The following is a 25,894-nucleotide window of genomic DNA, read 5'->3' on the forward strand; positions in this document are numbered from 1 at the left end:
TAACGAGAATTGTTCGCGATTGTGACAGAGGCGGCAGAGCGAAAGCAATTGGCACTGGTCGGGTGGGGCTTCTGGGGTTGTTGGGTGTGGGAGCGAGCTTGCTCGCGATGATGAGCGATCAACTCATATCAGTGTCGGCCGACAGTACGCCATCGCGAGCAAGCTCCCACAGGGCCGATGGTGTTCTCCGAACAGGGGTTAGATCGAAGGCGCCTGCTGCCGGCGTTTCCATTGGCCCAGGCGCTGCTGCAACGCCAGCGGGCTGGGGATCTGTTGCTGGCGGGCGCGGCTGAACAGGATCAGCGCCAGTTCCGCCGTGGCCAGGGCGTCGGCGCTGGCGTTGTGGCGCTCCTGCACCTGCAGCTTGAACGCGTCGATCCAGTCGTCCAGGCCCGCCTGGCGCAGGGCGACCTGGGGGCAGAGCATCGGGGCCAGGTCCGCGACGTCGAGGAACGGGTGCTGCAAGCGATAGCCCAGGTGATCCTTCAATGCGCGCCCGAGCATGTGGGCATCGAAGGGTGAGTGGAAGGCCAGCAACGGGCTGTCGCCGACGTACTCCATGAACGCCAGCAACGCTTCGGCCGGTTCGCTGCCAGCGGCAATCGTGCTCGGCGCCAGGCCATGGATCAACACGCTGGGCCCGAGCTTTTGTTTGTCGCATTGCAAGGTGCGTTCGAACTGCTGGCCGAAATCGATCGCGCCGTCTTCGATGGCCACTGCGCCAATGGACAGCACCTGGTCCTTGTTGAGGTTCAGCCCGGTGGTTTCCAGGTCCAGCACCACCCAACGCTGTTCCCGCAGGCTGCATTCACCCAGGGCGGCAGCCGACGGCAGGTCTGCCAGGCGTTGCTGCAAGGCGTCCGGCAATGACGGCTGGGCCGGGCGCAGCCAGGAAAACAGGCTCACAGCTGATACCTCAGGCTCAGGCTGCTTTGCAGACGTTGGGCCTGGCGCAGGGATTCGCGCAGGATGCGTCGGTCCAGATGGTTGAGGCTGTCGGGGTCGACGCGGTTGGAGTACGGCAGGTTCTCGCGGGTTTGCAGTTGATGCTGTTGCATGCGGGTCTGCTGGATGAAGTGATAGGCCTCTTCATAGGCCGCGCCGTCGAGGGGTTCGATCACCTGGCGGGCGACCAGTTGCCGCAAGCGCTCCAAGGTGTTGTTGGCGCCGATGCCATTGGCCAGGGCCAGCAAACGGGCGCCGTCCACGAAAGGCGTCAGGCCTTGCACCTTGAGGTCGAGGGTGGCTTTTTCACCGTTCTTGCGGCTGAGCACAAACTCTCTGAAGCGCCCCACCGGCGGGCGATGGCGCAACGCGTTGTCGGCCATCATGCGCTGGAACAGACGGTTATCGCCCACCTGGTCGAGGATCTGCTGGCGCAATTGTTCGCAACCTTGTTCGTCACCCCAGACCACCCGCAGGTCGAAATAGATGCTCGAGCCCAACAGGTTCTCCGGCGTCGCCTCGCGAATGAACGCGGCAAAGCGCCGGGCCCATTCGGCGCGGGACAGACACAGCTCGGGGTTGCCGGCCATGATGTTGCCCTTGCACAGCGTGAAGCCGCACAGGGCCAGGCTCTGGTTGATCTGTTGGGCGATGGGCAGCAGCAGGCCTCGGATCTGCGCGGCGTGGGCGGCGTCCCGGGCTTCGAAGAGGATGCCGTTGTCCTGGTCGGTGTGCAGGGTTTGCTCGCGGCGACCTTCACTGCCAAAACACAACCAGCTGAACGGTACGCCGGGGTCGCCCTTGTCGGCCAGGGTCAGTTCGATGATCCGGCACACCGTGTGGTCGTTGAGCAACGTGATGATGTGAGTGATCTGGGTCGAGGAGGCGCCATGGGCGAGCATGCGCTCCACCAGTTGACCGATCTCGCCACGCAGGGCCACCAGGTTTTCCACCTTCGGTGCGCTGCGGATGGTACGGGCCAGGTGCACCAGGTCGACTCGTTGCAGGGAAAACAGATCGCGCTCGGACACCACGCCGCACAGGCGCTGTTCCTTGACCAGGCAGACGTGGGCGATGTGACGCTCGGTCATGGCAATCGCGGCGTCGAAGGCGCTGTGGTCCGGCGACAGGAAAAACGGCGCCTGAGTCATGTGCCCGGCGATGGCCTGGGAGAAATCCCCGGCCCCATCGGCCACCACTTGCCGCAGGTCGCGCAGGGTGAAAATCCCGACCGGCGTCTTCTGTTCCGTCACGACCACGATGCTGCCAACCTGTTGCTCGTGCATCAGTTTCACGGCTTCGCGCAAGGGCGTGTCGGGGCTGCAACTCACTGGGTGACGCATCGCCAGTTCACCCAGGCGCGTATTGAGGGAGTACTGCGTGCCTAGGGTCTGCGCGGATTTCTGTTGGACCTGCTGGTTGACCTGGTCCAGGAGGCTGCTGACCCCGCGCAAGGCGAAGTCGCGAAACGGCCCGGAGAGGGCGAACAGCTTGATGAAGGCCTGTTTGTTCAGTTGCAGGCAGAACGTGTCCTCGCCGGCCCGGTGTTCGGTGCGGGTGGCGCGCTCGCCGAGCAAGGCGGCGAGGGGAAAACACTCGCCGGTGGTGATTTCGAAGGTGGTCTCGGTACCGCCCTTGGCCGAATGCGGACGCTCGCCCACTACCCGGCCCTGCTTGACGATGTAGAAGTGTTCCACCGGGCCATCGGCCGGCTTGATGATGGTTTCGCCAGTGGCGTAGAAACGCAGCAGGCATTGCTCCACCAGGTACGCCAGGTGGGCATTTTCCATGTGGTTGAACGGCGGGAAGCGCTGGAGAAACTGCAGTGTCCCCTGGATGTTTTGCAACACCGCGGTTTTCCCTGCCTGGGTGAAGGCGTCCGCTTTTTTCATAGCCATTACGCAATCTTTTTCGAATTGTTGTGGTCGGATCTGTTCTCCCATGGTCGGCCCCTGAGCGCGGGGTGCCCATTGGACGTAAGTCTAGGTCGCCCGCGATAGGGCGAAACCGGGGGGAAATGCCCTGTGAGGGCCTTAAAAAAACTTCATTAAATGTTCTTGGAAAAAAATCCGACGAAGTGCACATTGAAGCGCCTTGCAACGATGTCTGACCACTTGCCAAGGGAATGATTCGAGAACGTAGAGAGCCCCATGTCCGACCACGATATTTTGAGTGACGCCGAGCGCGAGGCGCTGAGTGCCGTCATGCTGGAACCCGACCTGCCGCCGCAGCGAGTCTTGATCGTCGATGACGACAAGGACGCCCGTGAACTGCTGTCGGAAATTCTGGCGCTGGACGGGATTCACTGCATGACCGCCGCCAGCGGTGAAACGGCACTCAAGATGCTGGAAACCAAGCCGTCGATCGGTCTGATAATCACTGATCTGCGCATGGGCAATGTCGATGGCCTGGAACTGGTCCGCCTGGTGCGCGAGTCCGAGCGTGCCGCGTTGCCGATCATCCTGGTGTCCGGAGACGCCGACGTGAAGGACGCCATCGAAGCCATGCACCTGAGCGTGGTGGACTTCCTGCTCAAGCCCATCGATACGGAGAAATTGTTGGGGTTGGTCAAGCGGGAGTTGGGGATGGACCTCTAGCCTGTGGCGATCGGTCCGCACGGCAAACAAAAAAGGCCCTGATCGCAAGATCAGGGCCTTTCTCATTGATCGCTACCGCTCAATCACAACCCATTGGCTGCCTTGAACTCACGACGGCGGCGGTGCAGCACCGGCTCGGTGTAGCCGTTAGGCTGGCGGGTGCCTTCGATCACCAGTTCGACCGCCGCCTGGAAGGCGATGTTGCTGTCGAAGTCCGGCGCCAGCGGGCGGTACAGCGGGTCGTTGGCGTTCTGGCGATCCACCACCGGCGCCATGCGCTTGAGGCTTTCCATCACCTGGTCCTGCGTGACGATGCCATGGCGCAGCCAGTTGGCGATGTGCTGGCTGGAAATGCGCAGCGTCGCCCGGTCTTCCATCAGGCCGATGTCGTTGATGTCCGGCACCTTGGAACAACCCACGCCTTGGTCGATCCAGCGCACCACGTAGCCGAGGATGCCCTGGGCGTTGTTGTCCAGTTCGTTCCTGATCTGCTCCGGTGTCCAGTTCGGGTTGGCGGCCAGCGGGATGGTCAGGATGTCGTCCACCGACGCGCGGGTGCGCTTGGCCAGTTCGGCCTGGCGAGCGAATACGTCGACCTTGTGGTAGTGCAGGGCGTGCAGGGCAGCGGCGGTCGGCGACGGCACCCAGGCGGTGTTGGCGCCGGCCATTGGGTGGGCGACTTTCTGTTCGAGCATCGCCGCCATCAGGTCGGGCATGGCCCACATGCCCTTGCCGATTTGTGCGCGACCTTGCAGGCCGGTGCTCAAACCGATGTCGACGTTCCAGTTTTCGTACGCGGCGATCCACTTCTCGGCCTTCATGTCGGCCTTGCGCACCATCGGGCCGGCTTCCATCGAGGTGTGGATTTCGTCGCCGGTGCGGTCCAGGAAGCCGGTGTTGATGAACACCACGCGCTCGCTGGCTGCCTTGATGCAGGCCTTGAGGTTGACCGTGGTGCGGCGCTCCTCGTCCATGATCCCGACCTTGAGGGTGTTGCGCGGCAGGTTCAGCACGTCTTCGATACGACCGAACAGCTCGTTGGTGAAGGCGGCTTCTTCAGGCCCGTGCATCTTCGGCTTGACGATGTACACCGAGCCGGTGCGGCTGTTGCGGCGGGAGGTGTTGCCGTTGAGGCTGTGGATCGCCGCCAGGCTGGTGATCAGGCCGTCGAGGATACCTTCCGGTACTTCGTTGCCGTGCTTGTCCAGGATCGCGTCGATGGTCATCAGGTGCCCGACGTTACGCACGAACAGCAGCGAGCGACCGTGCAGCGTCAGGCCCGAGCCGTCGGCGGTGGTGTAGGCGCGGTCGGCGTTCATGGTGCGGGTGAACGTCTGGTCGCCCTTGGTCACTTGCTCCGACAGATCACCCTTCATCAGGCCGAGCCAGTTACGGTAGATCACCACCTTGTCATCGGCGTCGACGGCGGCGACCGAGTCTTCGCAGTCCATGATGGTGGTCAGCGCCGCTTCCATCAGGATGTCTTTCACACCAGCCGCGTCGGTCTGGCCGACCGGGGTGCTGGCGTCGATCTGGATTTCGAAGTGCAGGCCGTTGTGCTTGAGCAGCACGGCGGCCGGCGCCGCGGCATCACCCTGGAAACCGATCAGTTGAGCATCGTCACGCAGGCCACTGTTGCTGCCGCCCTTGAGGGTGACCACCAGTTTGCCGTCGACGATCTTGTAGGCGGTGGAGTCGACATGGGAGCCGGCCGCCAGGGGGGCTGCTTCGTCGAGGAAGGCGCGGGCGAAGGCGATGACCTTGTCGCCGCGAACCTTGTTGTAGCCCTTGCCCTTTTGTGCGCCGTCGGCTTCGCTGATGGCGTCGGTGCCGTACAGCGCGTCGTACAGCGAACCCCAGCGGGCATTCGAGGCGTTGAGGGCGAAGCGGGCGTTCATCACCGGCACCACCAGCTGCGGGCCGGCCATGCGGGCGATTTCGTCATCGACGTTTTGGGTCGTGGCCTGGAAATCCGCCGCTTCTGGCAGCAGGTATCCGATGTCTTGCAGGAAGGCTTTGTAAGCCACGGCGTCGTGGGCCTGGCCGGCACGGGCCTGATGCCAGGCATCGATCCGTGCCTGGAAGTCGTCGCGTTTGGCGAGTAGGGCTTGGTTCTTCGGTGCCAGGTCATGGATGACCTTGTCGGCACCGGCCCAGAATGCGTCGGCGGTGAGGCCGGTTCCGGGAATGGCTTCGTTATTCACGAAGTCGAACAGGACTTTGGCGACCTGCAGGCCACCGACTTGAACGTGTTCAGTCATTGCTTGCCTCACTCTGCTCAGCTATTTCGCTTTTCAGCTCTTCGATTTTGACAATGAAGCCTCGGGACATTTAAACCACAAACCCCGGTACCAGTACATGCCATCGCTGGCGGCTGGGTGGGACCTATCAAAGGGCTCTTGGCCTTGCTGACGGGGCTTTCAGGGATGCGACTGCGCCTTAAGCAGACATCGGTCCAACGTTATGTAGTGCTCGCTGCGGCATACTACATGATCAACTGCGGTTGTGAAAATCAGACTAAATGCGTCGTTCTGCGACCGACTAAAGGCGTACAGTCACGACGAGGCATCGGATGTTCTCAAAAAACAGATGGATTGTTCCAGATAAATCTTGAAACTTGTACACGATTGTTCGCTTGGCAAGTCTCGCCACAAGTTTGATGTGCACTTCTATACTCCTGCTTCTCACCACAAGAGGGCTGCGCCATGGACCATCTGGTTATCACTGTTTTTGCCCCGGACAAGCCCGGGCAGGTCGAGCGCATCGCCGATTGCATCGCCGAGCACGGCGGCAACTGGCTGGAAAGTCGCATGTCGCACCTGGCCGGGCAGTTTGCCGGGATCCTGCGCCTCAGCGCCCCCGCCGAGGCCCATGGGGCGTTGATCGAGGCCTTGCAGGGGCTATCGGTCCACGGCATCCGCGTGCTGATCGCCGAGAGCGCCGCCGAGGCGTCGTGCAGTTGGAAACCCATTGTCATGGAGCTGGTGGGTAACGATCGGCCTGGCATCGTGCGCGACATCACCCGGCTGCTGAGCGAGCAAGGGGTCAATGTCGAGCGGCTGGTCACCCATGTGCGACCGGCCCCCATGAGCAGCGAGTTGCTGTTTCACGCCGAGGCAATCCTTGGCGTGCCGCTGGCCTTGTCGCTGGACACATTGCAGGAACGCCTGGAGACCCTGGCCGATGAATTGATGGTGGAGCTCAAGCTCAGCGACGAAGCGTGAAGCGGGTTATCCAAGGAAAACCTGAGCCTGCCTGTGGATAACCTGTAGAGACCCGGCGCCAGCCCAGGCCCGCTGGGCCTTAGCCGGCGATGATCAAAAAATCACCGATTATCAAGGGCTTGTGCACAAACGGCGGGGACCACGCTGTGGATAACCTTGGGAAGAATCAGCGCAGGCCACGTTGCACGGGGCCTGCGCACGTTTGTGCGTTTTTTGATCAGTTGCGCCGACGCAGGCTGATCACGGCATCGATGCTGTACACCGCGAGCCCCGCCCAGATGAACAGGAACGCCACCAGGGTGCTGGACGACAGGTGCTCGCCGAACAGTGTCACCGCCAGCAGCAGCACCAAGGTCGGGGCGATGTACTGGAGGAACCCCAGCGTGGTGTAGGGCAGGTGCCGGGCCGCGGCGTTGAAGCACACCAGCGGAACCAGCGTCACCGGGCCTGCGGCCACCAGCCACCAGGCTTCGGAAGTGCTCCAGAAAGCAGCCTGGGCACTGGTGGCCGCCGGGTTGAGCAGCAGCCAGGCCACGGCAATCGGCACCAGCATCCAGGTTTCCACCACCAACCCCGGCAGGGCCTTGACCGGCGCCTGCTTGCGGATCAATCCATAGAAACCGAAGGTCAGCGCCAACGCCAGCGATACCCATGGCAGGTTGCCCACTTGCCAGACCTGCTGCGCCACGCCCACCGCCGCCAACCCCACCGCCACCCATTGCATGGGCCGCAGCCGTTCACCCAGGATCAGCATGCCCAGCAGCACGTTCACCAGAGGATTGATGTAATAGCCCAGGCTCGCTTCGAGCATCCGCCCATTGTTCACCGCCCAGACGTAGGTCAGCCAGTTGACCGCGATCAGCGTACCGCTCAGGGCCAGGATCGCCAGTCGGCGTGGGTTGTCCCGCAGTTCGCGCCACCAGCCCGGATGCTTCCAGACCAGCAGCAATGCCGCGCCGAACAGCGCCGACCACAGGACGCGGTGGATGATGATCTCCACGGCTGGCACGCTGGCGATGGCTTTGAAATAGATGGGGAACAATCCCCAGACGATATAGGCGGTCAGGCCCAGGATGTACCCGCGACGCGGGTTGGCGGCTTGCATGCAGAATCCTTGCTTAGGCAGCTAACAAAGAAGTGATTGTAAGGAGATTTGTCAGGTTGGGTGTGAACCTTTGTGAACGTCCTGGCCCCGCCACAGATCCTTCTGTGGGAGCGGGCTCGCTCGCGAAAGCGGTGGGTCAGTCGAGATGGATATTGAATGTTCCTCCGGCGTCGCGAGCAAGCCCGCTCCCACACGGGGCGCGGTGACAGCTGAAACCCATCAGAACAACTTCAACGGCTCTTCATTCAGTGCCGCCAGTTGCTCGCGCAAGGCCAGCACCTGGTCGCCCCAGTAGCGTTCACTGCCGAACCACGGAAAGCTGCGGGGGAAGGCCGGGTCGTCCCAGCGGCGTGCGAGCCAGGCGCTGTAGTGCATCAGGCGCAGGGCGCGCAAAGGTTCGATCAGCGCCAGTTCCCGAGGGTCGAAGTCGTGGAACTCCTGGTAACCGTCCATCAATTCCGACAACTGCCCCAGGCAGGCCTGGCGGTCGCCGGCGAGCATCATCCACAGGTCCTGGACCGCGGGGCCCATGCGGCAATCGTCGAGGTCGACGATGTGAAACACTTCATCGCGGCACATCATGTTGCCGGGATGACAGTCGCCGTGCATGCGGATGGTCTGGTGGGGTGTGGCGGCGTAGGCCTCTTCGACACGCTTGAGCAGGTCCCTGGCGACCGACTCGTAGGCCGGCAACAGACTGCGCGGGACGAAGCCGCTGTCCAGCACCGTGGCCAGGGAATCGTGGCCGAAGTTCTTCACGCCCAAGGCTTCGCGGTGCTCGAACGGGCGGCTGGCGCCCACGGCGTGCAGGCGTCCGAGCAGTTGCCCGAGGCGGTAGAGTTGGTCGAGGTTACCCGGCTCCGGCGCACGGCCGCCACGACGGGGAAACAGGGTGAAGCGAAAGCCTGCGTGTTCGTGCAGGCTGACGCCGTCATGAACCAATGGCGCCACCACCGGCACGTCGCAATCGGCCAGTTCGAACGTGAAACGGTGTTCTTCCAGGATCGCTTCATTGGTCCAGCGCGCAGGGCGATAGAACTTGGCGATCAGCGGCTCGCCGTCCTCGATACCGACCTGATAGACACGGTTCTCATAACTGTTGAGTGCCAACACCCGGGCATCACTGAGCAAGCCCAGGCTTTCAACGGCGTCGAGTACGAGATCGGGGGTGAGGGTTTCAAACGGATGGGACATGCTGACTCCTGCGCAGCGGCAGGGCTGCCGCGTCCGGCCCAGCATGGTAGCGCAAAGCAGTCTGGATTGATTGTCAGTCCTGAATCAGCTTCGTGGCGAGGGAGCTTGCTCCCGCTGGGTTGCGCAGCGACCCCAGATATTTATGGGCGCTGCACACCCAAGCGGGAGCAAGCTCCCTCGCCACAAAAGCAAATGTCAGACCGCGCCGATCACCCCGCCGTCCTCACGGGTAATCACCATCACCGATGAACGCGGCTTGCCGTTGGGCAGGTGCTCGGGAAAGGTCGAACCGCCGTTTTCGCCAGGGTGCTGGATCCCGACGAACAGGCTCCTGTGGTCCGGCGCGAAGCTGATGCCGGTCACTTCGCAACCCACCGGCCCGACCATGAAGCGGCGGATCTCTCCGCTGTTGGGGTCGGCGCAGAGCATCTGGTTGTTGCCCATGCCGGCGAAGTCGCCGGTGTTGCTGACGTCACCGTCGGTGAGGATCCACAGCCGACCCGCTTTGTCGAAGCCCAGGCCATCGGGGCTGTTGAACATGTTCTGCGGGGTGATGTTCGACGACCCGGCTTTTGGCGTACCGGCATGGACCGTCGGGTTGCCTGCGACCACGAACAGGTCCCAGTCGAAGGTCTTGGAGGCGTGGTCGTCGCGGCTGGTGCGCCAGCGCAGGATCTGCCCGTAGACGTTCTTGGCCCGCGGGTTCGGCCCGCCCACCGGCTGGCCATCTTCGCCGCGCTTGGAGTTGTTGGTCAGGGTGCAGTAGACCTGGCCGTCTTTCGGGCTCACCACGATCCACTCCGGACGGTCCATGCGCGTGGCGCCCACGGCGCTGGCGGCCAGGCGGGCATGGATCAGCACTTCGGCCTGGTCGGCGAAACCGCTGCTGGCGTCCAGGCCGTTCTTGCCGTGGGTCAGCTCGATCCACTGGCCCTTGCCTTTGGGATGATCGGGGTTGGCGTCGCCGGCGTCGAAGCGCGCCACATACAGGGTGCCATGGTCCAGCAGGTTGCGGTTGGCCTTGGCGTTGCGGGGGTTGATGCGCTCGCGGCTGACGAACTTGTAGATGAACTCACCGCGTTCATCGTCGCCCATGTACACCACGGCGCGACCGTCATTGGTTTGCGCCAGCGCGGCGTTTTCATGCTTGAAGCGGCCCAGGGCGGTGCGCTTGACCGGGGTGGAGTCTGGATCGAACGGGTCGATTTCCACCACCCAGCCATGACGGTTGAGTTCGTTGGGGTTTTTCGCCAGGTCGAAGCGCGGATCGAACAGGTGCCAGTTGATCTCGCGGCTGGTGACGGTGGCGCCGTAGCGTTTTTGCGCCTCATCGAACTGCAAGTCGGATTGGCTGCTGCCGAAGCAATCGGTGAAATTCTCTTCGCAGGTCAGGTAAGTGCCCCACGGCGTCATGCCGTTGGCGCAGTTCTGGAACGTGCCCAGCACTTTCTTGCCGCTCTTGTCGGCGCTGGTCTTGAGCAACTCGTGACCGGCCGCCGGGCCGCGCAGGCGAATCGGCGTATTGCCGTGGATCCGGCGGTTGTAGCGCGACTCCTGGACGAACTGCCACTGGCCGCCGCGACGGCGCTGGACCTCGATCACCGAGACGCCTTCGCTGGCCTGGGCCTTGTGCACGTCCTCGGCCGATTGCGGCTGGCCGCCGTGGGCGAACAGGTAGCGGTAGTTGGTGTATTCGTTGTTGATCGCCATCAGCGCCCGGTTGTTGTCACCGGGGAACGGGAACAGGCTCATGCCGTCGTTGTTGTCGCCGAACTGCATTTCCTGGGCGCGGGCGGTGCCGTTGCCGCTGGGGTCGAACGCCGGTGCGTTTTTCTGCAGCGGCTGGCCCCAACTGATCAGCACCGAGGACTTGTAGCCTGGCGGCAGGGTGATGGTGTCGGTGGTCGCGGCGGCGATGCTGTTGAAACCCAGCAGCCTGCTGTTGCCTTCGCTCACGGCGGCGGCCATGACGCTGCGACTCAGCAGGTTGCCGCCCAGGAACATGGCGGCGCCACACAGGGCGCCGGCGCTGATGAAACCACGACGGCTGAGGCCGACGATCTTTTCCAGGTCGGTGGATTGGTTTTCTTCTAGTAGGCTCATTTCAGGCTCCCTGCTGGTTTTGGCAGTCACCTTAAAGCGGGTCGATGAAGCTATTGTTGCAGCGCGCTACAGCGGTGTGCCGAGCAGCACATTCGTGGGCGAAAACCTCACTTGCACCGCGCCGCCGACCTCCAGCTGTCGTTCACGCAATTGCAGCGGATCGGCCAGGGCGCAGAGGGTCTGGCCGTTGGGCAAGCCGATCCGCACCTCGCTGGGGCCGTTTTCAGCGGCGGCGACCTGCTCGATCAGACCTTGCAGGGCATTGTCACCCGCCATGGCCGGCTGCCCGGCGGGGTGCAGCTCCAGCCAGCCGGCCTTGATCAGGGCGACCACTTCGGTGCCGATCGCCAGTTCCAGGCGGACCGTGCTGTCGTGGGTGATCCGTGCCTCGATGACCAGCCCCCGGGCCAGCTCCAGGCGTATCCGGTCGTTGTGGCCGATGGCTTCGATCCCGATGACTTTGCCGTGCAACTGGTTGCGCGCGCTGGTGCGCAACATCAGGCGGCCCAGCAGGCCCAGGTCTGCGGCGTCTTCGCTTGCTTCGAGCAATTGCGCCTGCAAGGTTTGCAGGCGCAGGTACAGGCGCAACACCCGTTGCCCTTCCTCGGACAACCTGGCGCCGCCACCGCCCTTGCCGCCGACACTGCGCTCCACCAGCGGTTGGTCCGCCAGGTTGTTCAATTCATCGATGGCGTCCCACGCCGCCTTGTAGCTCAGGCCCGCGCTCTTGGCGGCGCGGGTGATCGAGCCTTGTTCGGCGATGTGCTGAAGCAAGGCGATGCGTTGTGGGCGGCGGGCAATGTGTTGGGTCAGGAGCGTAGGCAATGACATGACGAAAAACTGCGTGCAGGAGTGATGGGCCGACGTTGGCGGCTTGGGCGCCGCGCGTCAAGCCGGCTCCGCCGCTTTCGGCGTGCGCGCCAGGCAATACACGTCCACCCGCGCCGCGCCGGCCTCTAGCAGCAGGCGCGCCAGGGCCTGGGCGGTAGCACCGGTGGTGAGCACATCGTCCACCAGTGCCAGGTGACGGTTGCGCAGTTGCGCCTCGGGGGACAAGGCAAAGGCCCGGAGCAGGTTTTGCCGCCGTGCCTTGGCATCGAGCGCCTGCTGTGCGGGAGTGTCCTGGACGCGGCGCAGCCAGTGTTCTTCGCACGCAAGGCCCAACGGCTGGCTGAGCCAGCGAGCCAGCAGAGCAGCCTGGTTGAAGCCCCGCTGGCGCAGGCGCGGCGCGGCCAGGGGCACCGGCAGCAGCGCGTCGGGGCGCTCCAGGCCTTCGTCGAACTGGTGTTGCAGCGACTGCGCCAACAGCTCGCCCATCAGCCGGCCCAGGGGCCATTTCGCTTGATGCTTGAAGCGGGTGATCAAACTGTCCACCGGGAAGTCATAGGCCCAGGGCGCCAGTACCCGCTCGAATGCTGGCGGCTGTGCGGCACACTGTCCACAACGCAGCCCGGCCATGGGCAACGGCAAAGCGCAGACACTGCATTGATCACCAAGCCAGGGCAGGTCGGCTTCGCACGGCGTGCAGATCGGCTGCGGTGTGTCAGTGGTATCCCCGCATAACAGGCAGAATTGTTTGTTTTTTAACCAGATGTAAACCTGGTCTTCGTATCGTGGTTGACAGCGCATGACTCTTCCTTAAATATGCCGAACATCCGTGTCGCGCCTGTGGGTATTGCGTAAACCCAAGGCGCCAGCCAAGCATAATCAAGGAATTGCCCATGAGCGCCAGCACCACTGCCAACCTGCGTCATGACTGGTCTTTGGCCGAAGTCAAAGCACTCTTCGTCCAGCCATTCAACGACCTGCTGTTCCAGGCGCAGACCGTGCACCGCGCACACTTCGACGCCAACCGCGTCCAGGTTTCCACGCTGCTGTCGATCAAGACCGGCGCGTGCCCGGAAGATTGCAAATATTGTCCGCAGTCCGGCCACTACAACACCGGGCTGGATAAAGAGAAGTTGCTGGAAGTGCAGAAGGTCCTCGAAGAGGCCGCGCGCGCCAAGGCCATTGGTTCGACCCGTTTCTGCATGGGCGCGGCCTGGAAGCATCCTTCGGCCAAGGACATGCCTTACGTGCTGGAGATGGTCAAGGGCGTGAAGGCCATGGGCCTGGAAACCTGCATGACCCTGGGCCGGCTCGACCAAGAGCAGACCCAGGCGCTGGCCCAGGCTGGCCTGGACTACTACAACCACAACCTCGACACCTCCCCGGAGTTCTACACCAGCATCATCACCACCCGCACCTACAGCGAGCGCCTGCAAACCCTGGCCTACGTGCGTGACTCGGGGATGAAGATCTGCTCCGGTGGCATCCTCGGCATGGGCGAGTCCCTGGACGATCGCGCCAACCTGCTGATCCAGCTGGCCAACCTGCCGGAGCACCCTGAATCGGTGCCGATCAACATGCTGGTCAAGGTCGCCGGCACGCCGCTGGAAAACGCCGAGGACGTCGATCCGTTCGACTTCATCCGCATGCTTGCCGTGGCGCGGATCCTGATGCCCAAGTCCCATGTGCGCCTGTCTGCCGGCCGTGAAGCGATGAACGAGCAGATGCAGGCCCTGGCCTTCCTGGCCGGCGCGAACTCGATTTTCTACGGCGACAAACTGCTGACCACCGCCAACCCGCAGGCCGACAAGGACATGCAACTGTTCGCCCGCCTCGGCATCCAGCCCGAAGCCCGTGAAGAGCACGCCGACGAAGTGCACCAGGCCGCGATTGAACAGGCGCTGGTGGAGCACAAGAGCAGCGAGCAGTTCTACAACGCGGCGGTTTGACCACTCTCCGATACCCGGATTGGAATGCAAGACCCTGTGGGAGCGAGCTTGCTCGCGATGGCGATGGAACATTCACATTTATGTCGACTGACACACCGCTATCGCGAGCAAGCTCGCTCCCACAAGGGGCTTTGGCCAGTCTTTAAACAGTTGAGGCCTGCATGTCCTTTGATCTCGCCGCACGCCTGGCTGCCCGTCGTGCCGAAAACCTCTATCGCCAGCGCCCATTACTCGAAAGTCCGCAGGGGCCGGAGGTGCTGGTGGACGGCCAGCCGTTGCTGGCGTTCTGCAACAACGACTACCTGGGTCTGGCGAACCACCCGCAGGTGATCGAAGCCTGGCGCGCCGGTGCGACCCGTTGGGGCGTCGGTGGCGGGGCTTCCCACCTGGTGATCGGCCACAGCGGCCCGCACCACGCCCTAGAGGAAGCCCTGGCTGACTTGACCGGCCGGCCCCGGGCCTTGCTGTTCACCACCGGCTACATGGCCAACCTCGGCGCGGTGACCGCGCTGGTGGGGCAGGGCGACACGGTGCTGGAAGACCGGCTCAATCACGCCTCGTTGCTCGACGCCGGGTTGTTGTCCGGCGCACGGTTCAACCGTTACCTGCACAACGACGCCCGGAGCCTGGCCACTCGCCTGGAGAAAGCCACCGGCAATACCCTGGTGGTCACCGACGGCGTGTTCAGCATGGACGGCGACATTGCCGACCTGCCGGCCCTGGCCCGTGAAGCCAAGGCCAGGGGCGCCTGGCTGATGGTCGACGATGCCCACGGTTTCGGCCCGTTGGGCGCCCAGGGCGGCGGCGTCGTCGAGCACTTCGGCTTGAGCCAGGACGACGTCCCCGTGCTGGTGGGTACCCTGGGCAAGGCGTTCGGCACCGCCGGGGCGTTCGTCGCCGGCAGTGAAGAGCTGATCGAGAGCCTGATCCAGTTCGCCCGCCCCTACATCTACACCACCAGCCAACCGCCGGCCCTGGCCTGCGCCACGCTCAAGAGCCTTGAGTTGCTGCGCAGCGAGCATTGGCGACGCGAGCACTTGCAGGTGCTGATCCGCCAGTTCCGCCAGGGGGCCGAGCAGATCGACCTGCAGTTGATGGACAGCTTCACGCCGATCCAGCCGATTCTGGTGGGCGATGCGGGACACGCGCTGCGCCTGTCGCAAATGTTGCGTGAGCGCGGGCTGATGGTCACCGCCATCCGTCCCCCTACCGTGCCGGCCGGCAGCGCCCGTTTGCGCGTGACCTTGACGGCCGCCCACAGCGAGGTTCAGGTGCAGCGCCTGCTCGAAGCCCTGGCCGATTGTTTTGCCCAATTGCGAAAGGAGCCCAGCCATGCGTGATCGACTGATCCTGCTGCCCGGTTGGGGCCTGGGCATTTCACCGCTGGAGCCGGTGGCGGCTGCGCTGCAAGGGCTCGATGAGCACCTGCGGGTGGAGATCGAACCGTTGCCAGCGCTGGCGTCGAGTGATCCTGACGAATGGCTCGACGAGCTGGACGCCGCCATCCCCGAGGATGCCTGGCTCGGCGGCTGGTCCCTTGGCGGCATGCTCGCCTCGGCACTGGCGGCGCGGCGCGGCGAGCGCTGCTGTGGCCTGCTGACCCTGGCCAGCAACGCCGCGTTCGTCGCCCAAGAGCAGTGGTCGAACGCGATGGCGGCAGACACTTTCAATGGGTTTGTGGCCGGGTGTGCCGACGATCCGCGCCAGACCCTCAAGCGCTTCAGCATGCTGTGCGCCCAGGGGTGCAGCGACCCGCGCGGGTTGTCGCGCTTGCTGCTGGCCGGTGCACCGAACACCTCGCCCGAGGTCTTGATCGCCGGGTTGCAGGTGCTGGCGCAACTGGATACCCGCGCCGCGTTGCAGGGCTTTCGGGGGCCGCAACTGCACCTGTTCGCCGGGCTCGATGCCTTGGTGCCGGCCGAAGCGGCGGGTGAATTGCTCGCGCTGTTGCCGGATGTCGAAATCGGCCTGATCGAACAGGCCGGCCATGGATTCCTCCTGGAAGACCCCCACGGTGTGGCGGGGGCTATCCAGGCTTTTTTGCACGAGTGCGGTGATGACTGATTTGTCTCTCGTGACATTACCCGGTGCCTTACCGGACAAGCGTCAGGTGGCGGCTTCGTTCTCCCGGGCGGCGACGAGCTATGACAGCGTTGCAGCGTTGCAGCGTGACGTGGGCGAACAGTTGCTGGAGCGGTTGCCGCCATCGCTCACCCCACCGCGTTGGGTAGACCTGGGCTGTGGCACCGGGTATTTCACCCGGGCGCTGGCGGCGCGCTTTGGCGAGGCGGGCGGGCTGGCGCTGGACATTGCCGAAGGCATGCTGAACCACGCCCGCCCACAAGGCGGCGCCGCGCATTTTGTCGCCGCTGACGCCGAGCGGCTACCCTTGCAGGCATCGAGTTGCGAGCTGGTGTTCTCCAGCCTGGCGGTGCAATGGTGTGCGGATTTCGCGTCGGTGTTGAGTGAGGCCCGACGTGTCCTGAAACCCGGCGGTGTGCTGGCCTTTACCAGCCTGTGTGTCGGTACGTTGTACGAACTGCGCGACAGCTGGCGTCAGGTGGATGGCCTGGTGCACGTCAACCGTTTCCGCGGGTTCGACACCTACCAGCAGCTGTGCGCCGCCAGCGGCCTGAATGTGCTCAGCCTTGAAAGCCGTCCCCATGTCCTGCACTACCCTGATGTGCGCAGCCTGACCCACGAACTGAAAGCGTTGGGTGCGCACAATCTGAACCCAGGTCGACCCGGAGGCCTGACGGGCAGGGCGCGGATCCTGGCGCTGGTCGAGGCGTATGAGCAGTTTCGCCAGGCGCAAGGGCTGCCGGCGACTTACCAGGTGGTCTACGCCGTTTTGGAGAAACCGCTATGAGCCAGGCCTATTTCATCACCGGCACTGACACCGACGTGGGCAAGACCACTGTCGCGGCGGGGCTGCTGCACGCGGCGCGACAGGCCGGCAGGAGCACCGCCGCCGGCAAGCCCGTGGCGTCCGGTTGCGAGGTCACGCCCAAAGGCCTGCGCAATGCCGACGCCCTAACATTGCTGGCCGAGTGCTCGGTGCCGCTTGCTTATGCGCAGGTCAATCCGGTGGCGTTCGAACCGGCCATCGCGCCGCATCTGGCGGCGCGGGAGGCGGGCGTGGCCTTGACCGTTCAATCGTTGCTGGGGCCGATGCGTGACGTGCTGGCCCTGGGCGCCGATTTCACCCTGATCGAAGGCGCCGGTGGCTGGCGCGTGCCGCTGGCCGACCAGGATAATCTCTCGGACCTGGCCATGGCCTTGGGCCTGCCGGTGATCCTGGTGGTGGGCGTGCGCCTGGGCTGCATCAGCCATGCGTTGCTGACCGCCGAGGCCATCGCCCGGGACGGCCTGCAACTGGCCGGCTGGGTGGCGAACATCATCGACCCCAAGACCTCGCGCCTGGAAGAAAACCTCGCCACCCTGGCCGAGCGCCTCCCCGCGCCGTGCCTGGGGCGGGTCCCGAAAATCAAGGGCGTGACGGCCGAAATCGTCGCCGATCACTTGCACCTCGACCTGTTGGATTAGGGTTTTCCCTATGATAAGGCAGTGTGCCATTAGTGTTTTTGTCGGGCCTTTTCCGCGCCCTTCTGATTCAATGGCCATTGTCGACCCTTCAAGAAGACGAGTTCTGTCATGCAAATCTCAGGAAATACCGCGTTCTATGCCGGTCTGAGCACGATTCAGACAGGGCAGAACCGTGTCGATCTGGCAGCCGGCCAGGTCGCCAACAACACGATCGAGCGCTCGGTCACCAGCCAGTCATCCGAAGTCCAGGTGGATCGCCTGCGGTCGGTCGATCGCAGCCAGCAGTCGGATGTGGCCGCCAACATGGTGGAAATGTCCCAAGGCAAGTTCCAGGTGCAACTGGGCGTGAACGTCGCCAAGGCTTCCGACGAAATGCTCGGGACGTTGATCGACACCTTCGCCTGATTCTGTCCCTTGGATTGACCGGAACGCCGCGATGATTCGCGGCGTTTTTGTCTCTAAGGTCTTCTTACTCAACTAATCTTTTCCCAGGCGTGTCGCGGGTTCTTCCGCGTCACCGAATGCCCGTGCCCGAGATTTTCCACAGCCGATGACGAATGGCAAAAGATCGGGCCTTGACAAGGTTTGGGCGTAAACGTATGTTTCAAACAACTGTTTGACCGTCACAACAAATCCACGCGGTCGTTCATTCCCGGTTACATCAGCAGAGGTTTATCGCTATGCCTGACTACAAGGCCCCCTTGCGTGATATTCGCTTCGTACGTGACGAACTGCTCGGTTACGAGGCGCATTATCAGAGCCTTCCGGCTTGCCAGGACGCAACTCCGGACATGGTTGACGCCATTCTCGAAGAAGGCGCCAAGTTTTGTGAGCAGGTGCTGGCACCGCTGAACCGTGTGGGCGACCTCGAAGGCTGCACCTGGAGCGAGTCCGGCGTGAAGACCCCGACCGGGTTCAAGCAGGCCTACAAGCAATTCGTCGAAGGCGGCTGGCCAAGCCTGGCCCATGACGTGGCGCACGGTGGCCAAGGCCTGCCGGAGTCCCTGGGCCTGGCCGTCAGCGAGATGGTCGGTGAAGCCAACTGGTCGTGGGGCATGTACCCGGGCCTGTCCCATGGCGCGATGAACACCATTTCCGAGCACGGTACGCCCGAGCAGCAAGAGGCCTACCTGACCAAGCTGGTGTCCGGCGAATGGACCGGCACCATGTGCCTGACCGAACCGCATTGCGGCACCGACCTGGGCATGCTGCGCACCAAGGCCGAGCCTCAGGCCGATGGTTCCTACAAGGTCACCGGCACCAAGATCTTCATTTCGGCCGGTGAACACGACATGGCCGACAACATCGTCCACATCGTACTGGCACGCCTGCCGGACGCACCGGCCGGTACCAAGGGTATCTCGCTGTTCATCGTGCCGAAGTTCCTGCCTAACGCCGATGGCACCCTCGGCCAGCGCAACGCGGTGAACTGTGGTTCCCTGGAACACAAGATGGGCATCCACGGCAACGCCACTTGCGTGATGAACTTCGACGCGGCCACCGGTTTCCTGATCGGCCCGGCGAACAAAGGCTTGAACTGCATGTTCACCTTCATGAACACCGCACGCCTGGGCACCGCGCTGCAAGGCCTGGCCCACGCCGAGATCGGTTTCCAGGGCGGCCTGAAATACGCCCGTGACCGCCTGCAAATGCGTTCCCTGACCGGCCCGAAAGCGCCGGACAAGGCGGCCGACCCGATCATCGTCCACCCTGACGTGCGTCGCATGCTGCTGACCATGAAAGCCTTCGCCGAAGGTAACCGGGCGATGGTCTACTTCACCGCCAAGCAGGTCGACATCGTCAAGTACGGCGTCGATGAGGAAGAGAAGAAAAAGGCCGATGCGCTGCTGGCGTTCATGACGCCGATCGCCAAGGCGTTCATGACCGAGGTCGGTTTCGAATCGGCCAACCACGGCGTGCAGATCTATGGCGGCCACGGCTTCATCGCCGAATGGGGCATGGAGCAGAACGTTCGCGACAGCCGTATCTCGATGCTGTACGAAGGCACCACCGGCATCCAGGCCCTCGACCTGCTGGGCCGTAAAGTGCTGATGACCCAGGGCGAAGCGCTCAAGGGCTTCACCAAGATCGTCCACAAGTTCTGCCAGGGCAACGAAGGCAACGAAGCGGTCAAGGAGTTCGTAGGGCCTCTGGCTGCGTTGAACAAGGAGTGGGGCGAACTGACCATGAAGGTCGGCATGGCCGCCATGAAAGACCGCGAGGAAGTCGGTGCGGCGTCGGTGGACTACCTGATGTACTCCGGTTACGCCTGCCTGGCCTACTTCTGGGCCGACATGGCACGCCTCGCAGCGGAAAAACTCGCCGCCGGCACCACCGAAGAGGCGTTCTACACCGCCAAGCTGCAGACTGCGCGTTTCTACTTCCAGCGCATCCTGCCGCGTACCCGTACCCACGTGGCGGCCATGCTGTCGGGTGCCAACAACCTGATGGACATGAAAGAAGAAGACTTCGCGCTGGGCTACTAAGCCTTACGCGGTTCCTCTGAAAAGCCGCTGCCTCCTTCGGGACGCAGCGGCTTTTTCATGTTCGCCATGAATATCCCGGCGAGCGAGCGCCTGCAAAGGATCAAAGGCGACCCTGAAACAATATTCATCCAGCCAAACCTTAAGAAAACTTTCTCCCCTGCCGTTACAGCGATGGCAGTGTGACATCTGTCACATCCTGCGTGCCTTGTTGCGGTAATAGCAGGCACAATGCCATCTTTGGTCAGCCGGGTCGGAGCTTTACCCTTGCCGCGTTCTTCCGCTGTACGTTTCAGCCATTTCCTACCCTCATTGCTGCTATTGCTGGCGGGGCTCGCGGCGGCCTACGTCAAGGACCTCAACGTTTTCTTCACCTCGCTGTTCAATGTCCTGCCAACGTTGGTGCTGCTGCTGGGCGGGGCGTATTGCTCGGTGTACCGGCGCCAGCGTGAACTGTTTTTGATGGTCACGGTGTACATCGCCTACTTCCTGCTGGACACCCAGACCGACTTCTACCGCGATAACGGCAAGGTGCGTGAAGACGCTGCCTTGGTGTTCCACCTCGTCTGCCTGCTATTGCCGCTGCTGTTCGGCCTGTTCGCCGCGTGGCAGGAGCGCACCCATCTGTTCCAGGACATGGTGGCGCGGTTCGCGGTGCTGCTGATCTTCGGCAGCGTGGCGCTGGCCCTGGAGCAGAGCTTTCCCCAGGCGCTGCTGCTGTGGCTTTCGGAGATCCGCTGGCCGGCCCTGCACGGGGCCTGGATGAGCCTGATCCAGTTGTCCTACCCGGTGTTCATCGCGGCCTTCTCGTTGCTGGCCTGGCAATACTGGCGCAATCCCCGGCCGTTGCATGCCGCGCAATTGGTGGGGTTGCTGGGTTTGTTCTGGATGTTGCCGAAGACCTTCATCCTGCCGTTTACCCTGAACATCATGTGCAGCCAGGTGATGTTGATGATCGCCGCCGCCGTCGCCCACGAGGCCTATCAAATGGCCTTCCGCGATGAACTGACCGGCTTGCCGGGACGCCGGGCGCTGAACGAGCGCATGCAGCGCCTGGGGCGCAACTATGTGCTGGCGATGAGCGACGTCGACCATTTCAAGAAATTCAACGACACCCACGGCCACGACGTGGGTGACCAGGTGCTGCGCCTGGTGGCCAGCAAACTGTCGAAAATCGGTGGCGGCGGTAGGGCCTATCGCTATGGCGGCGAGGAATTTGCGCTGGTGTTTGCCGGTAAGACCCTCGATGAGTGCATGCCTCACCTGGAGGTCATCCGCCAATCCATCGAGAGCTACAGCATCCAGTTGCGCAACCCCGACAGTCGTCCCCAGGATGATCAGCAGGGCCGACAGCGGCGAGCCGGCGGCAGTGCCTCCAGCGTATCGGTGACCATCAGCATCGGTGTGGCGGAACGGCTCGAGCAGCGCACGCCGGAAGAGGTCCTCAAGTCTGCCGACCAGGCACTCTATAACGCCAAGGGCGCGGGGCGTAATTGCGTGGTCGCCTTTGGCCAGAACCGCCGCGGCGCGGTGCGCATGGAAACTGCCGCGGGTTGAGTGATGACGGCGCATTCAGCGTCTGGACTGTGATTGTGGCCCTCGGTGGCCGGCAGTAGGTTGAAACGATCTGCTACCGGAGAACACCACCATGCCCGAGTACAAAGCCCCGTTGCGCGACATGCGCTTTCTGATCGATCACGTCTTCGATTTCCCTGGCCGTTACGCCGAACTGGGAGCCAGCGATGCCAGCCCGGACATGATCAACGCGATCCTCGAAGAGGGCGCCCGGTTCTGCGAGAACGTGCTGGCGCCTCTTAATCGCTCCGGTGATGAAGAGGGCTGTCATTTCGACAACGGTGTCGTCACCACGCCGGCAGGTTTCAAGCAGGCGTTCGCCCAATACGTGGAAGGCGGCTGGCACGGGCTCGCGGCGGATCCGGCGTATGGCGGCCAGGGCCTGCCCAGTTCCCTGGGGCTGGTCATCAGCGAGATGGTCGGCTCCAGCAACACTTCATGGGGCATGTACCCGGGCCTGACGCACGGCGCGATGTCGGCCATCCACGCCCACGGCACCGAAGCCCAGAAACAGACCTACCTGAGCAAGCTCACCGCTGGCCAATGGACCGGCACCATGTGCCTTACCGAAGCCCACTGCGGCACCGACCTGGGCATCATCAAGACCCGCGCCGTGCCCCAGGCCGACGGCAGCTACGGGATCACCGGCAGCAAGATCTTTATCTCCGCCGGCGAACACGACATGAGCGAGAACATCGTCCATCTGGTCCTCGCCAAGCTGCCAGACGCGCCGGCCGGGACCAAAGGCATTTCGTTGTTCATCGTGCCCAAGTTCCTGCCCGACGCCACGGGTGAAGCCGGCGAGCGCAATGGCGTGTCCTGTGGCTCGATCGAACACAAGATGGGCATCAAGGCGTCGGCCACCTGTGTGTTGAACTTCGACGAGGCCAAGGGATTCCTGATCGGCGAGCCGAACAAAGGCCTCAATTGCATGTTCACCATGATGAACCACGCCCGGCTCGGCACCGGCATGCAGGGCCTCTGCCTGGGCGAGGCCAGCTTCCAGGGCGCCATCGGCTATGCCAACGACCGCTTGCAGATGCGTTCGCTGACCGGCCCCAAGGCCCCGGAAAAACCCGCCGACCCCATCATCGTCCACCCGGACGTGCGCCGGATGCTGCTAACCATGAAAGCCTTCAATGAAGGTAACCGGGCGCTGACGTACTTCACCGCGCAGTTGCTCGACACCGCGCACCTGAGCGCCGACGAGGCGGCTCGCCAGGAGGCCGAGGACCTGCTGGCCTTCCTCACGCCGATCTGCAAGGCCTTCATGACCGACACCGGGCTCGAGGTGACGAACCACGGCATGCAGGTGTTTGGCGGGCATGGCTTCATTCGCGAATGGGGCATGGAGCAACTGGTGCGGGACTGCCGCATTGCGCCGATCTATGAAGGCACCAACGGCATCCAGGCCCTGGACCTGCTGGGCCGCAAGGTGTTGGGCAGCCAAGGCAAGTTGTTGCGTGGGTTCACCAAGATCGTTCACACGTTCTGTGTCGCGAACGCCGAACATCCGCAGCTCAAGGATTACGTCGCGCAGCTCGACGGGCTCAACCGACAGTGGGGCGAGCTGACCACTCAGGTGGGCATGGCCGCGATGAAAAACCCGGACGAGGTGGGCGCCGCGTCCGTCGACTACCTGATGTACAGCGGTTACATCATCCTGGCCTACCTGTGGTTGCGCATGGCCTTGGTCGCCCAGTCGCATCTGGAGCGCGGCGACGGTGACGGCGATTTCTGCCGCAGCAAACTGGCGACCTGCGAGTTCTACTTCAAGCGTCTGCTGCCGCGCACTGCCGCTCATCGGGCCGCAGTCGAGGCGGGCAGCGATTGCCTGATGCAGCTGCCGGCGGAGTCGTTTGCCTTCTGAGTGGCAGCAACAGGCTTGGCGGGGGCGCTTGCGCCCGTCGAATCGTTAGTGACTAAAAATAACAATAAAGTCACACGTTGACCCTATGTGTCGTAAAAGTTGTTGAGGTACACTCCGGCCACTGCAAAAACCGTTTTCTTACGAACCAACTGTTTAGATCCTGCGAGGTTTGCCATGGCTGACTACAAAGCGCCCCTGCGCGATATGCGCTTCGTCCTCAATGAAGTGTTCGAGGTCGCAAAACTCTGGGCCGAGTTGCCGGCATTGGCCGAGACCGTCGACGCCGAAACCGTCGAAGCGATTCTCGAAGAAGCCGGCAAAGTCACCAGCAAAAGTATCGCGCCCCTCAGCCGTGCCGCAGACGAAGAAGGCTGCCATTGGGCTGACGGCACAGTCACCACGCCGGCCGGTTTCCCACAGGCCTACAAGACGTACGCTGAAGGCGGTTGGGTCGGTGTCGGCGGTGATCCGGCGTACGGCGGCATGGGCATGCCCAAGGCGGTCTCGGCCCAGGTCGAGGAAATGGTCAACTCCGCCAGCCTGTCTTTCGGCCTGTACCCGATGCTGACCGCCGGCGCCTGCCTGTCGATCAACGCCCACGCCAGCGAAGAACTGAAGGCGGCCTACCTGCCGAACATGTACGCCGGCGTCTGGGCGGGCTCCATGTGCCTGACCGAGCCGCACGCCGGTACTGACCTGGGGATCATCCGCACCAAGGCCGAACCTCAGGCGGATGGCCGCTACAAGGTCAGCGGCACGAAGATCTTCATCACCGGCGGCGAACACGACCTCACCGAAAACATCATCCACCTGGTGCTGGCCAAGTTGCCGGACGCGCCAGCGGGCCCGAAAGGCATTTCGTTGTTCCTGGTGCCCAAGTTCCTGGTCAATGCCGATGGCAGCCTGGGCGCGCGCAACGCCGCCCACTGCGGCTCGATCGAACACAAGATGGGCATCCAGGCATCCGCCACCTGCGTGATGAACTTTGACGACGCGGTCGGTTACCTGGTCGGCGAACCGAACAAGGGCCTGGCGGCGATGTTCACCATGATGAACTACGAACGCCTGGGCGTGGGTATCCAGGGCCTGGCCACCGGTGAGCGTTCCTACCAGAACGCCATCGAATACGCCCGTGACCGCCTGCAAAGCCGTTCGCCGACCGGCGCGCAGAACAAGGACAAGGCGGCCGACCCGATCATCGTTCACCCCGACGTGCGTCGGATGCTCTTGACCATGAAAGCCTCGAACGAGGGCGGCCGGGCATTCTCCACTTACGTGGCGATGCAACTGGACACCGCCAAATTCAGCGAAGACGCGGCCACCCGCAAGCGCGCCGAAGACCTGGTGGCGTTGCTGACACCGGTGGCGAAGGCGTTCCTGACCGACCTGGGCCTGGAGACCACCGTCCATGGCCAGCAGATCTTCGGCGGCCACGGCTACATTCGTGAGTGGGGCCAGGAGCAACTGGTGCGTGATGTGCGCATTACCCAGATCTACGAGGGCACCAACGGTATCCAGGCACTGGACCTGGTCGGGCGCAAGATCGTCGGCAGTGGCGGCGCGTTCTATCGCCTGTTCGCCGATGAGATCCGCCACTTCACCGCTACCGCCAGCGGCGACCTGGCCGAGTTCACCCAGCCGCTGAACGCGGCGCTCGGCACGTTGGACGAGCTGACCCAATGGCTGTTGGACCAGGCGAAAACCAACCCCAATGAAATTGGTGCTGCGTCGGTGGAATACCTCCAGGCGTTCGGTTACACCGCGTACGCCTACATGTGGGCGTTGATGGCCAAGGCCGCCCTGGGCAAGGAAGGCGAGGATGATTTCTACGCGAGCAAGCTGGGCACGGCGCGTTTCTATTTCGCCCGCCTGCTGCCGCGCATTCATTCCCTGAGCGCCAGTGTGAAGGCCGGTAGCGAATCGTTGTTCCTGCTGGACGCCGGACAGTTCTGACCCGGAGGCGATGTGTAAGCATTTGCTTACACATCGTGCTGGCGTTTTCCCTCTACCGGCGGATTGGATCCACCGTTAATCTACTTCACATGGACGTCGCGCAGGATGCGCAAAAGTTACAGCACGGACACGTAGGATTCTGCCAGGAAGGCGGAGTGAAATGGATGTCAGGGAAACAGTCTGCAAAGCCCCGCCTCGGCGGGGTTTTCTTTTGCCCGCGTTTTTATCCGGGGCTTCTTTTCGGTTGTCTCTGAACCCTGACGAGCGGTCAGGTGTCAATGAGCTATATGGCAACGTAGCCATGATCAACCAGGAGCCAACCCATGGATTTTATTCGTATCATCATCGCCATCCTGCTGCCGCCGCTGGGCGTATTCCTGCAAGTGGGCTTCGGCGGGGCTTTCTGGCTGAATATCCTGCTGACGCTGCTGGGCTACATTCCAGGCATCGTTCACGCGGTCTATATCATCGCCAAGCGCTGAACAATTTCATCGAGAACCCTGTGGGAGCGAGCTCCCACAA

The 25,894-nt window shown here is 63.0% G+C and carries 21 protein-coding genes; 13 read left to right on the forward strand and 8 right to left on the reverse strand.

Annotation, left to right across the window (positions count from 1 at the left end; all coding sequences use genetic code 11):
• Positions 1-198: 198 nt before the first annotated feature.
• Together VM99_03980 and VM99_03985 are read right to left on the reverse strand one after the other, a co-directional pair.
• Complete coding sequence (locus VM99_03980) at positions 199-906, reverse strand: DNA polymerase III subunit epsilon (GenBank protein AKJ97247.1); 708 nt, start codon at positions 904-906, stop codon at positions 199-201.
• Positions 903-2,843: a cyclic nucleotide-binding protein gene (locus tag VM99_03985; protein ID AKJ97248.1), complete on the reverse strand. Its 1,941-nt coding sequence runs from the start codon at positions 2,841-2,843 to the stop codon at positions 903-905. The genes VM99_03980 and VM99_03985 overlap by 4 nt, the downstream gene beginning before the upstream one ends.
• A gap of 252 nt (positions 2,844-3,095) precedes the next feature.
• Between VM99_03985 and VM99_03990 the strand changes: the two genes are divergently transcribed.
• Complete coding sequence (locus VM99_03990; GenBank protein ID AKJ97249.1) at positions 3,096-3,542, forward strand: response regulator; 447 nt, start codon at positions 3,096-3,098, stop codon at positions 3,540-3,542.
• An 83-nt stretch (positions 3,543-3,625) separates the two neighbouring features.
• On the opposite strand, the gene VM99_03995 is transcribed toward VM99_03990, so the two are convergent.
• A complete protein-coding gene (locus VM99_03995) occupies positions 3,626-5,803 on the reverse strand; it encodes a malate synthase (protein AKJ97250.1) in 2,178 nt (725 codons plus the stop codon).
• A 444-nt stretch (positions 5,804-6,247) separates the two neighbouring features.
• Between VM99_03995 and VM99_04000 the strand changes: the two genes are divergently transcribed.
• On the forward strand, positions 6,248-6,766 hold the full coding sequence (locus tag VM99_04000; GenBank protein ID AKJ97251.1) for a glycine cleavage system protein R: 519 nt from the start codon (positions 6,248-6,250) through the stop codon (positions 6,764-6,766).
• A gap of 217 nt (positions 6,767-6,983) precedes the next feature.
• Here the strand turns inward: VM99_04000 and VM99_04005 are convergent, their stop codons facing one another.
• The 5 genes from VM99_04005 to VM99_04025 form a co-directional block, all read right to left on the reverse strand.
• Positions 6,984-7,871, reverse strand: a complete 888-nt coding sequence (locus VM99_04005) for a chloramphenical resistance permease RarD (protein AKJ97252.1) — start codon at positions 7,869-7,871, stop codon at positions 6,984-6,986.
• A gap of 219 nt (positions 7,872-8,090) precedes the next feature.
• Positions 8,091-9,065, reverse strand: a complete 975-nt coding sequence (locus tag VM99_04010; GenBank protein AKJ97253.1) for a serine/threonine protein kinase — start codon at positions 9,063-9,065, stop codon at positions 8,091-8,093.
• 195 nt (positions 9,066-9,260) lie between these two features.
• Complete coding sequence (locus tag VM99_04015) at positions 9,261-11,168, reverse strand: transcriptional initiation protein Tat (protein AKJ97254.1); 1,908 nt, start codon at positions 11,166-11,168, stop codon at positions 9,261-9,263.
• A gap of 66 nt (positions 11,169-11,234) precedes the next feature.
• Positions 11,235-11,999: a ModE family transcriptional regulator gene (locus tag VM99_04020; GenBank protein ID AKJ97255.1), complete on the reverse strand. Its 765-nt coding sequence runs from the start codon at positions 11,997-11,999 to the stop codon at positions 11,235-11,237.
• 57 nt (positions 12,000-12,056) lie between these two features.
• The gene (locus VM99_04025) at positions 12,057-12,797 is read right to left on the reverse strand and encodes an amidophosphoribosyltransferase (protein AKJ97256.1); all 741 of its coding nucleotides are present in this window, start codon (positions 12,795-12,797) and stop codon (positions 12,057-12,059) included.
• Positions 12,798-12,889: 92 nt separating this feature from the next.
• Between VM99_04025 and VM99_04030 the strand changes: the two genes are divergently transcribed.
• The 11 genes from VM99_04030 to VM99_04080 all read left to right on the forward strand — a co-directional run bounded on the left by VM99_04030 (position 12,890) and on the right by VM99_04080 (position 25,854).
• Entirely contained in the window at positions 12,890-13,945 is a 1,056-nt protein-coding gene (locus VM99_04030; protein ID AKJ97257.1) for a biotin synthase, read from the forward strand.
• A gap of 161 nt (positions 13,946-14,106) precedes the next feature.
• Positions 14,107-15,285 carry an 8-amino-7-oxononanoate synthase gene (locus VM99_04035; protein AKJ97258.1) on the forward strand — a complete coding sequence of 393 codons (1,179 nt, stop codon included), beginning with the start codon at positions 14,107-14,109 and terminating at the stop codon, positions 15,283-15,285.
• On the forward strand, positions 15,278-16,009 hold the full coding sequence (locus VM99_04040; protein AKJ97259.1) for a transporter: 732 nt from the start codon (positions 15,278-15,280) through the stop codon (positions 16,007-16,009). The genes VM99_04035 and VM99_04040 overlap by 8 nt, the downstream gene beginning before the upstream one ends.
• The gene (locus VM99_04045) at positions 16,002-16,814 is read left to right on the forward strand and encodes a malonyl-CoA O-methyltransferase (protein ID AKJ97260.1); all 813 of its coding nucleotides are present in this window, start codon (positions 16,002-16,004) and stop codon (positions 16,812-16,814) included. Before VM99_04040 ends, VM99_04045 begins: the two co-directional genes overlap by 8 nt.
• Positions 16,811-17,491, forward strand: a complete 681-nt coding sequence (locus tag VM99_04050; protein ID AKJ97261.1) for a dethiobiotin synthetase — start codon at positions 16,811-16,813, stop codon at positions 17,489-17,491. The genes VM99_04045 and VM99_04050 overlap by 4 nt, the downstream gene beginning before the upstream one ends.
• A 108-nt stretch (positions 17,492-17,599) precedes the next feature.
• Entirely contained in the window at positions 17,600-17,896 is a 297-nt protein-coding gene (locus tag VM99_04055; GenBank protein AKJ97262.1) for a pyrroloquinoline quinone biosynthesis protein PqqE, read from the forward strand.
• Positions 17,897-18,171: 275 nt separating this feature from the next.
• The gene (locus VM99_04060) at positions 18,172-19,977 is read left to right on the forward strand and encodes an acyl-CoA dehydrogenase (GenBank protein ID AKJ97263.1); all 1,806 of its coding nucleotides are present in this window, start codon (positions 18,172-18,174) and stop codon (positions 19,975-19,977) included.
• Between the two features lie 264 nt (positions 19,978-20,241).
• On the forward strand, positions 20,242-21,531 hold the full coding sequence (locus VM99_04065) for a diguanylate cyclase (GenBank protein ID AKJ97264.1): 1,290 nt from the start codon (positions 20,242-20,244) through the stop codon (positions 21,529-21,531).
• A gap of 91 nt (positions 21,532-21,622) precedes the next feature.
• Entirely contained in the window at positions 21,623-23,419 is a 1,797-nt protein-coding gene (locus tag VM99_04070) for an acyl-CoA dehydrogenase (protein ID AKJ97265.1), read from the forward strand.
• A gap of 174 nt (positions 23,420-23,593) precedes the next feature.
• Entirely contained in the window at positions 23,594-25,372 is a 1,779-nt protein-coding gene (locus VM99_04075; protein ID AKJ97266.1) for an acyl-CoA dehydrogenase, read from the forward strand.
• A 323-nt stretch (positions 25,373-25,695) separates the two neighbouring features.
• Entirely contained in the window at positions 25,696-25,854 is a 159-nt protein-coding gene (locus VM99_04080) for a membrane protein (protein AKJ97267.1), read from the forward strand.
• Positions 25,855-25,894 lie beyond the last annotated feature (40 nt).

Source organism: Pseudomonas chlororaphis (genome assembly GCA_001023535.1).
GTDB classification, from domain to species: domain Bacteria; phylum Pseudomonadota; class Gammaproteobacteria; order Pseudomonadales; family Pseudomonadaceae; genus Aquipseudomonas; species Aquipseudomonas chlororaphis_E.

What these genes read in the sequence shown, in the direction of transcription:
- VM99_03985 (AKJ97248.1), bottom strand. Translation starts at nt 2,843, where the DNA reads ATGGCTATGAAAAAAGCGGACGCCTTCACCCAGGCAGGGAAAACCGCG.
- VM99_03990 (AKJ97249.1), top strand. Translation starts at nt 3,096, where the DNA reads ATGTCCGACCACGATATTTTGAGTGACGCCGAGCGCGAGGCGCTGAGT.
- VM99_03995 (AKJ97250.1), bottom strand. Translation starts at nt 5,803, where the DNA reads ATGACTGAACACGTTCAAGTCGGTGGCCTGCAGGTCGCCAAAGTCCTG.
- VM99_04000 (AKJ97251.1), top strand. Translation starts at nt 6,248, where the DNA reads ATGGACCATCTGGTTATCACTGTTTTTGCCCCGGACAAGCCCGGGCAG.
- VM99_04005 (AKJ97252.1), bottom strand. Translation starts at nt 7,871, where the DNA reads ATGCAAGCCGCCAACCCGCGTCGCGGGTACATCCTGGGCCTGACCGCC.
- VM99_04010 (AKJ97253.1), bottom strand. Translation starts at nt 9,065, where the DNA reads ATGTCCCATCCGTTTGAAACCCTCACCCCCGATCTCGTACTCGACGCC.
- VM99_04015 (AKJ97254.1), bottom strand. Translation starts at nt 11,168, where the DNA reads ATGAGCCTACTAGAAGAAAACCAATCCACCGACCTGGAAAAGATCGTC.
- VM99_04020 (AKJ97255.1), bottom strand. Translation starts at nt 11,999, where the DNA reads ATGTCATTGCCTACGCTCCTGACCCAACACATTGCCCGCCGCCCACAA.
- VM99_04025 (AKJ97256.1), bottom strand. Translation starts at nt 12,797, where the DNA reads ATGCGCTGTCAACCACGATACGAAGACCAGGTTTACATCTGGTTAAAA.
- VM99_04030 (AKJ97257.1), top strand. Translation starts at nt 12,890, where the DNA reads ATGAGCGCCAGCACCACTGCCAACCTGCGTCATGACTGGTCTTTGGCC.
- VM99_04035 (AKJ97258.1), top strand. Translation starts at nt 14,107, where the DNA reads ATGTCCTTTGATCTCGCCGCACGCCTGGCTGCCCGTCGTGCCGAAAAC.
- VM99_04040 (AKJ97259.1), top strand. Translation starts at nt 15,278, where the DNA reads ATGCGTGATCGACTGATCCTGCTGCCCGGTTGGGGCCTGGGCATTTCA.
- VM99_04045 (AKJ97260.1), top strand. Translation starts at nt 16,002, where the DNA reads ATGACTGATTTGTCTCTCGTGACATTACCCGGTGCCTTACCGGACAAG.
- VM99_04050 (AKJ97261.1), top strand. Translation starts at nt 16,811, where the DNA reads ATGAGCCAGGCCTATTTCATCACCGGCACTGACACCGACGTGGGCAAG.
- VM99_04055 (AKJ97262.1), top strand. Translation starts at nt 17,600, where the DNA reads ATGCAAATCTCAGGAAATACCGCGTTCTATGCCGGTCTGAGCACGATT.
- VM99_04060 (AKJ97263.1), top strand. Translation starts at nt 18,172, where the DNA reads ATGCCTGACTACAAGGCCCCCTTGCGTGATATTCGCTTCGTACGTGAC.
- VM99_04070 (AKJ97265.1), top strand. Translation starts at nt 21,623, where the DNA reads ATGCCCGAGTACAAAGCCCCGTTGCGCGACATGCGCTTTCTGATCGAT.
- VM99_04075 (AKJ97266.1), top strand. Translation starts at nt 23,594, where the DNA reads ATGGCTGACTACAAAGCGCCCCTGCGCGATATGCGCTTCGTCCTCAAT.
- VM99_04080 (AKJ97267.1), top strand. Translation starts at nt 25,696, where the DNA reads ATGGATTTTATTCGTATCATCATCGCCATCCTGCTGCCGCCGCTGGGC.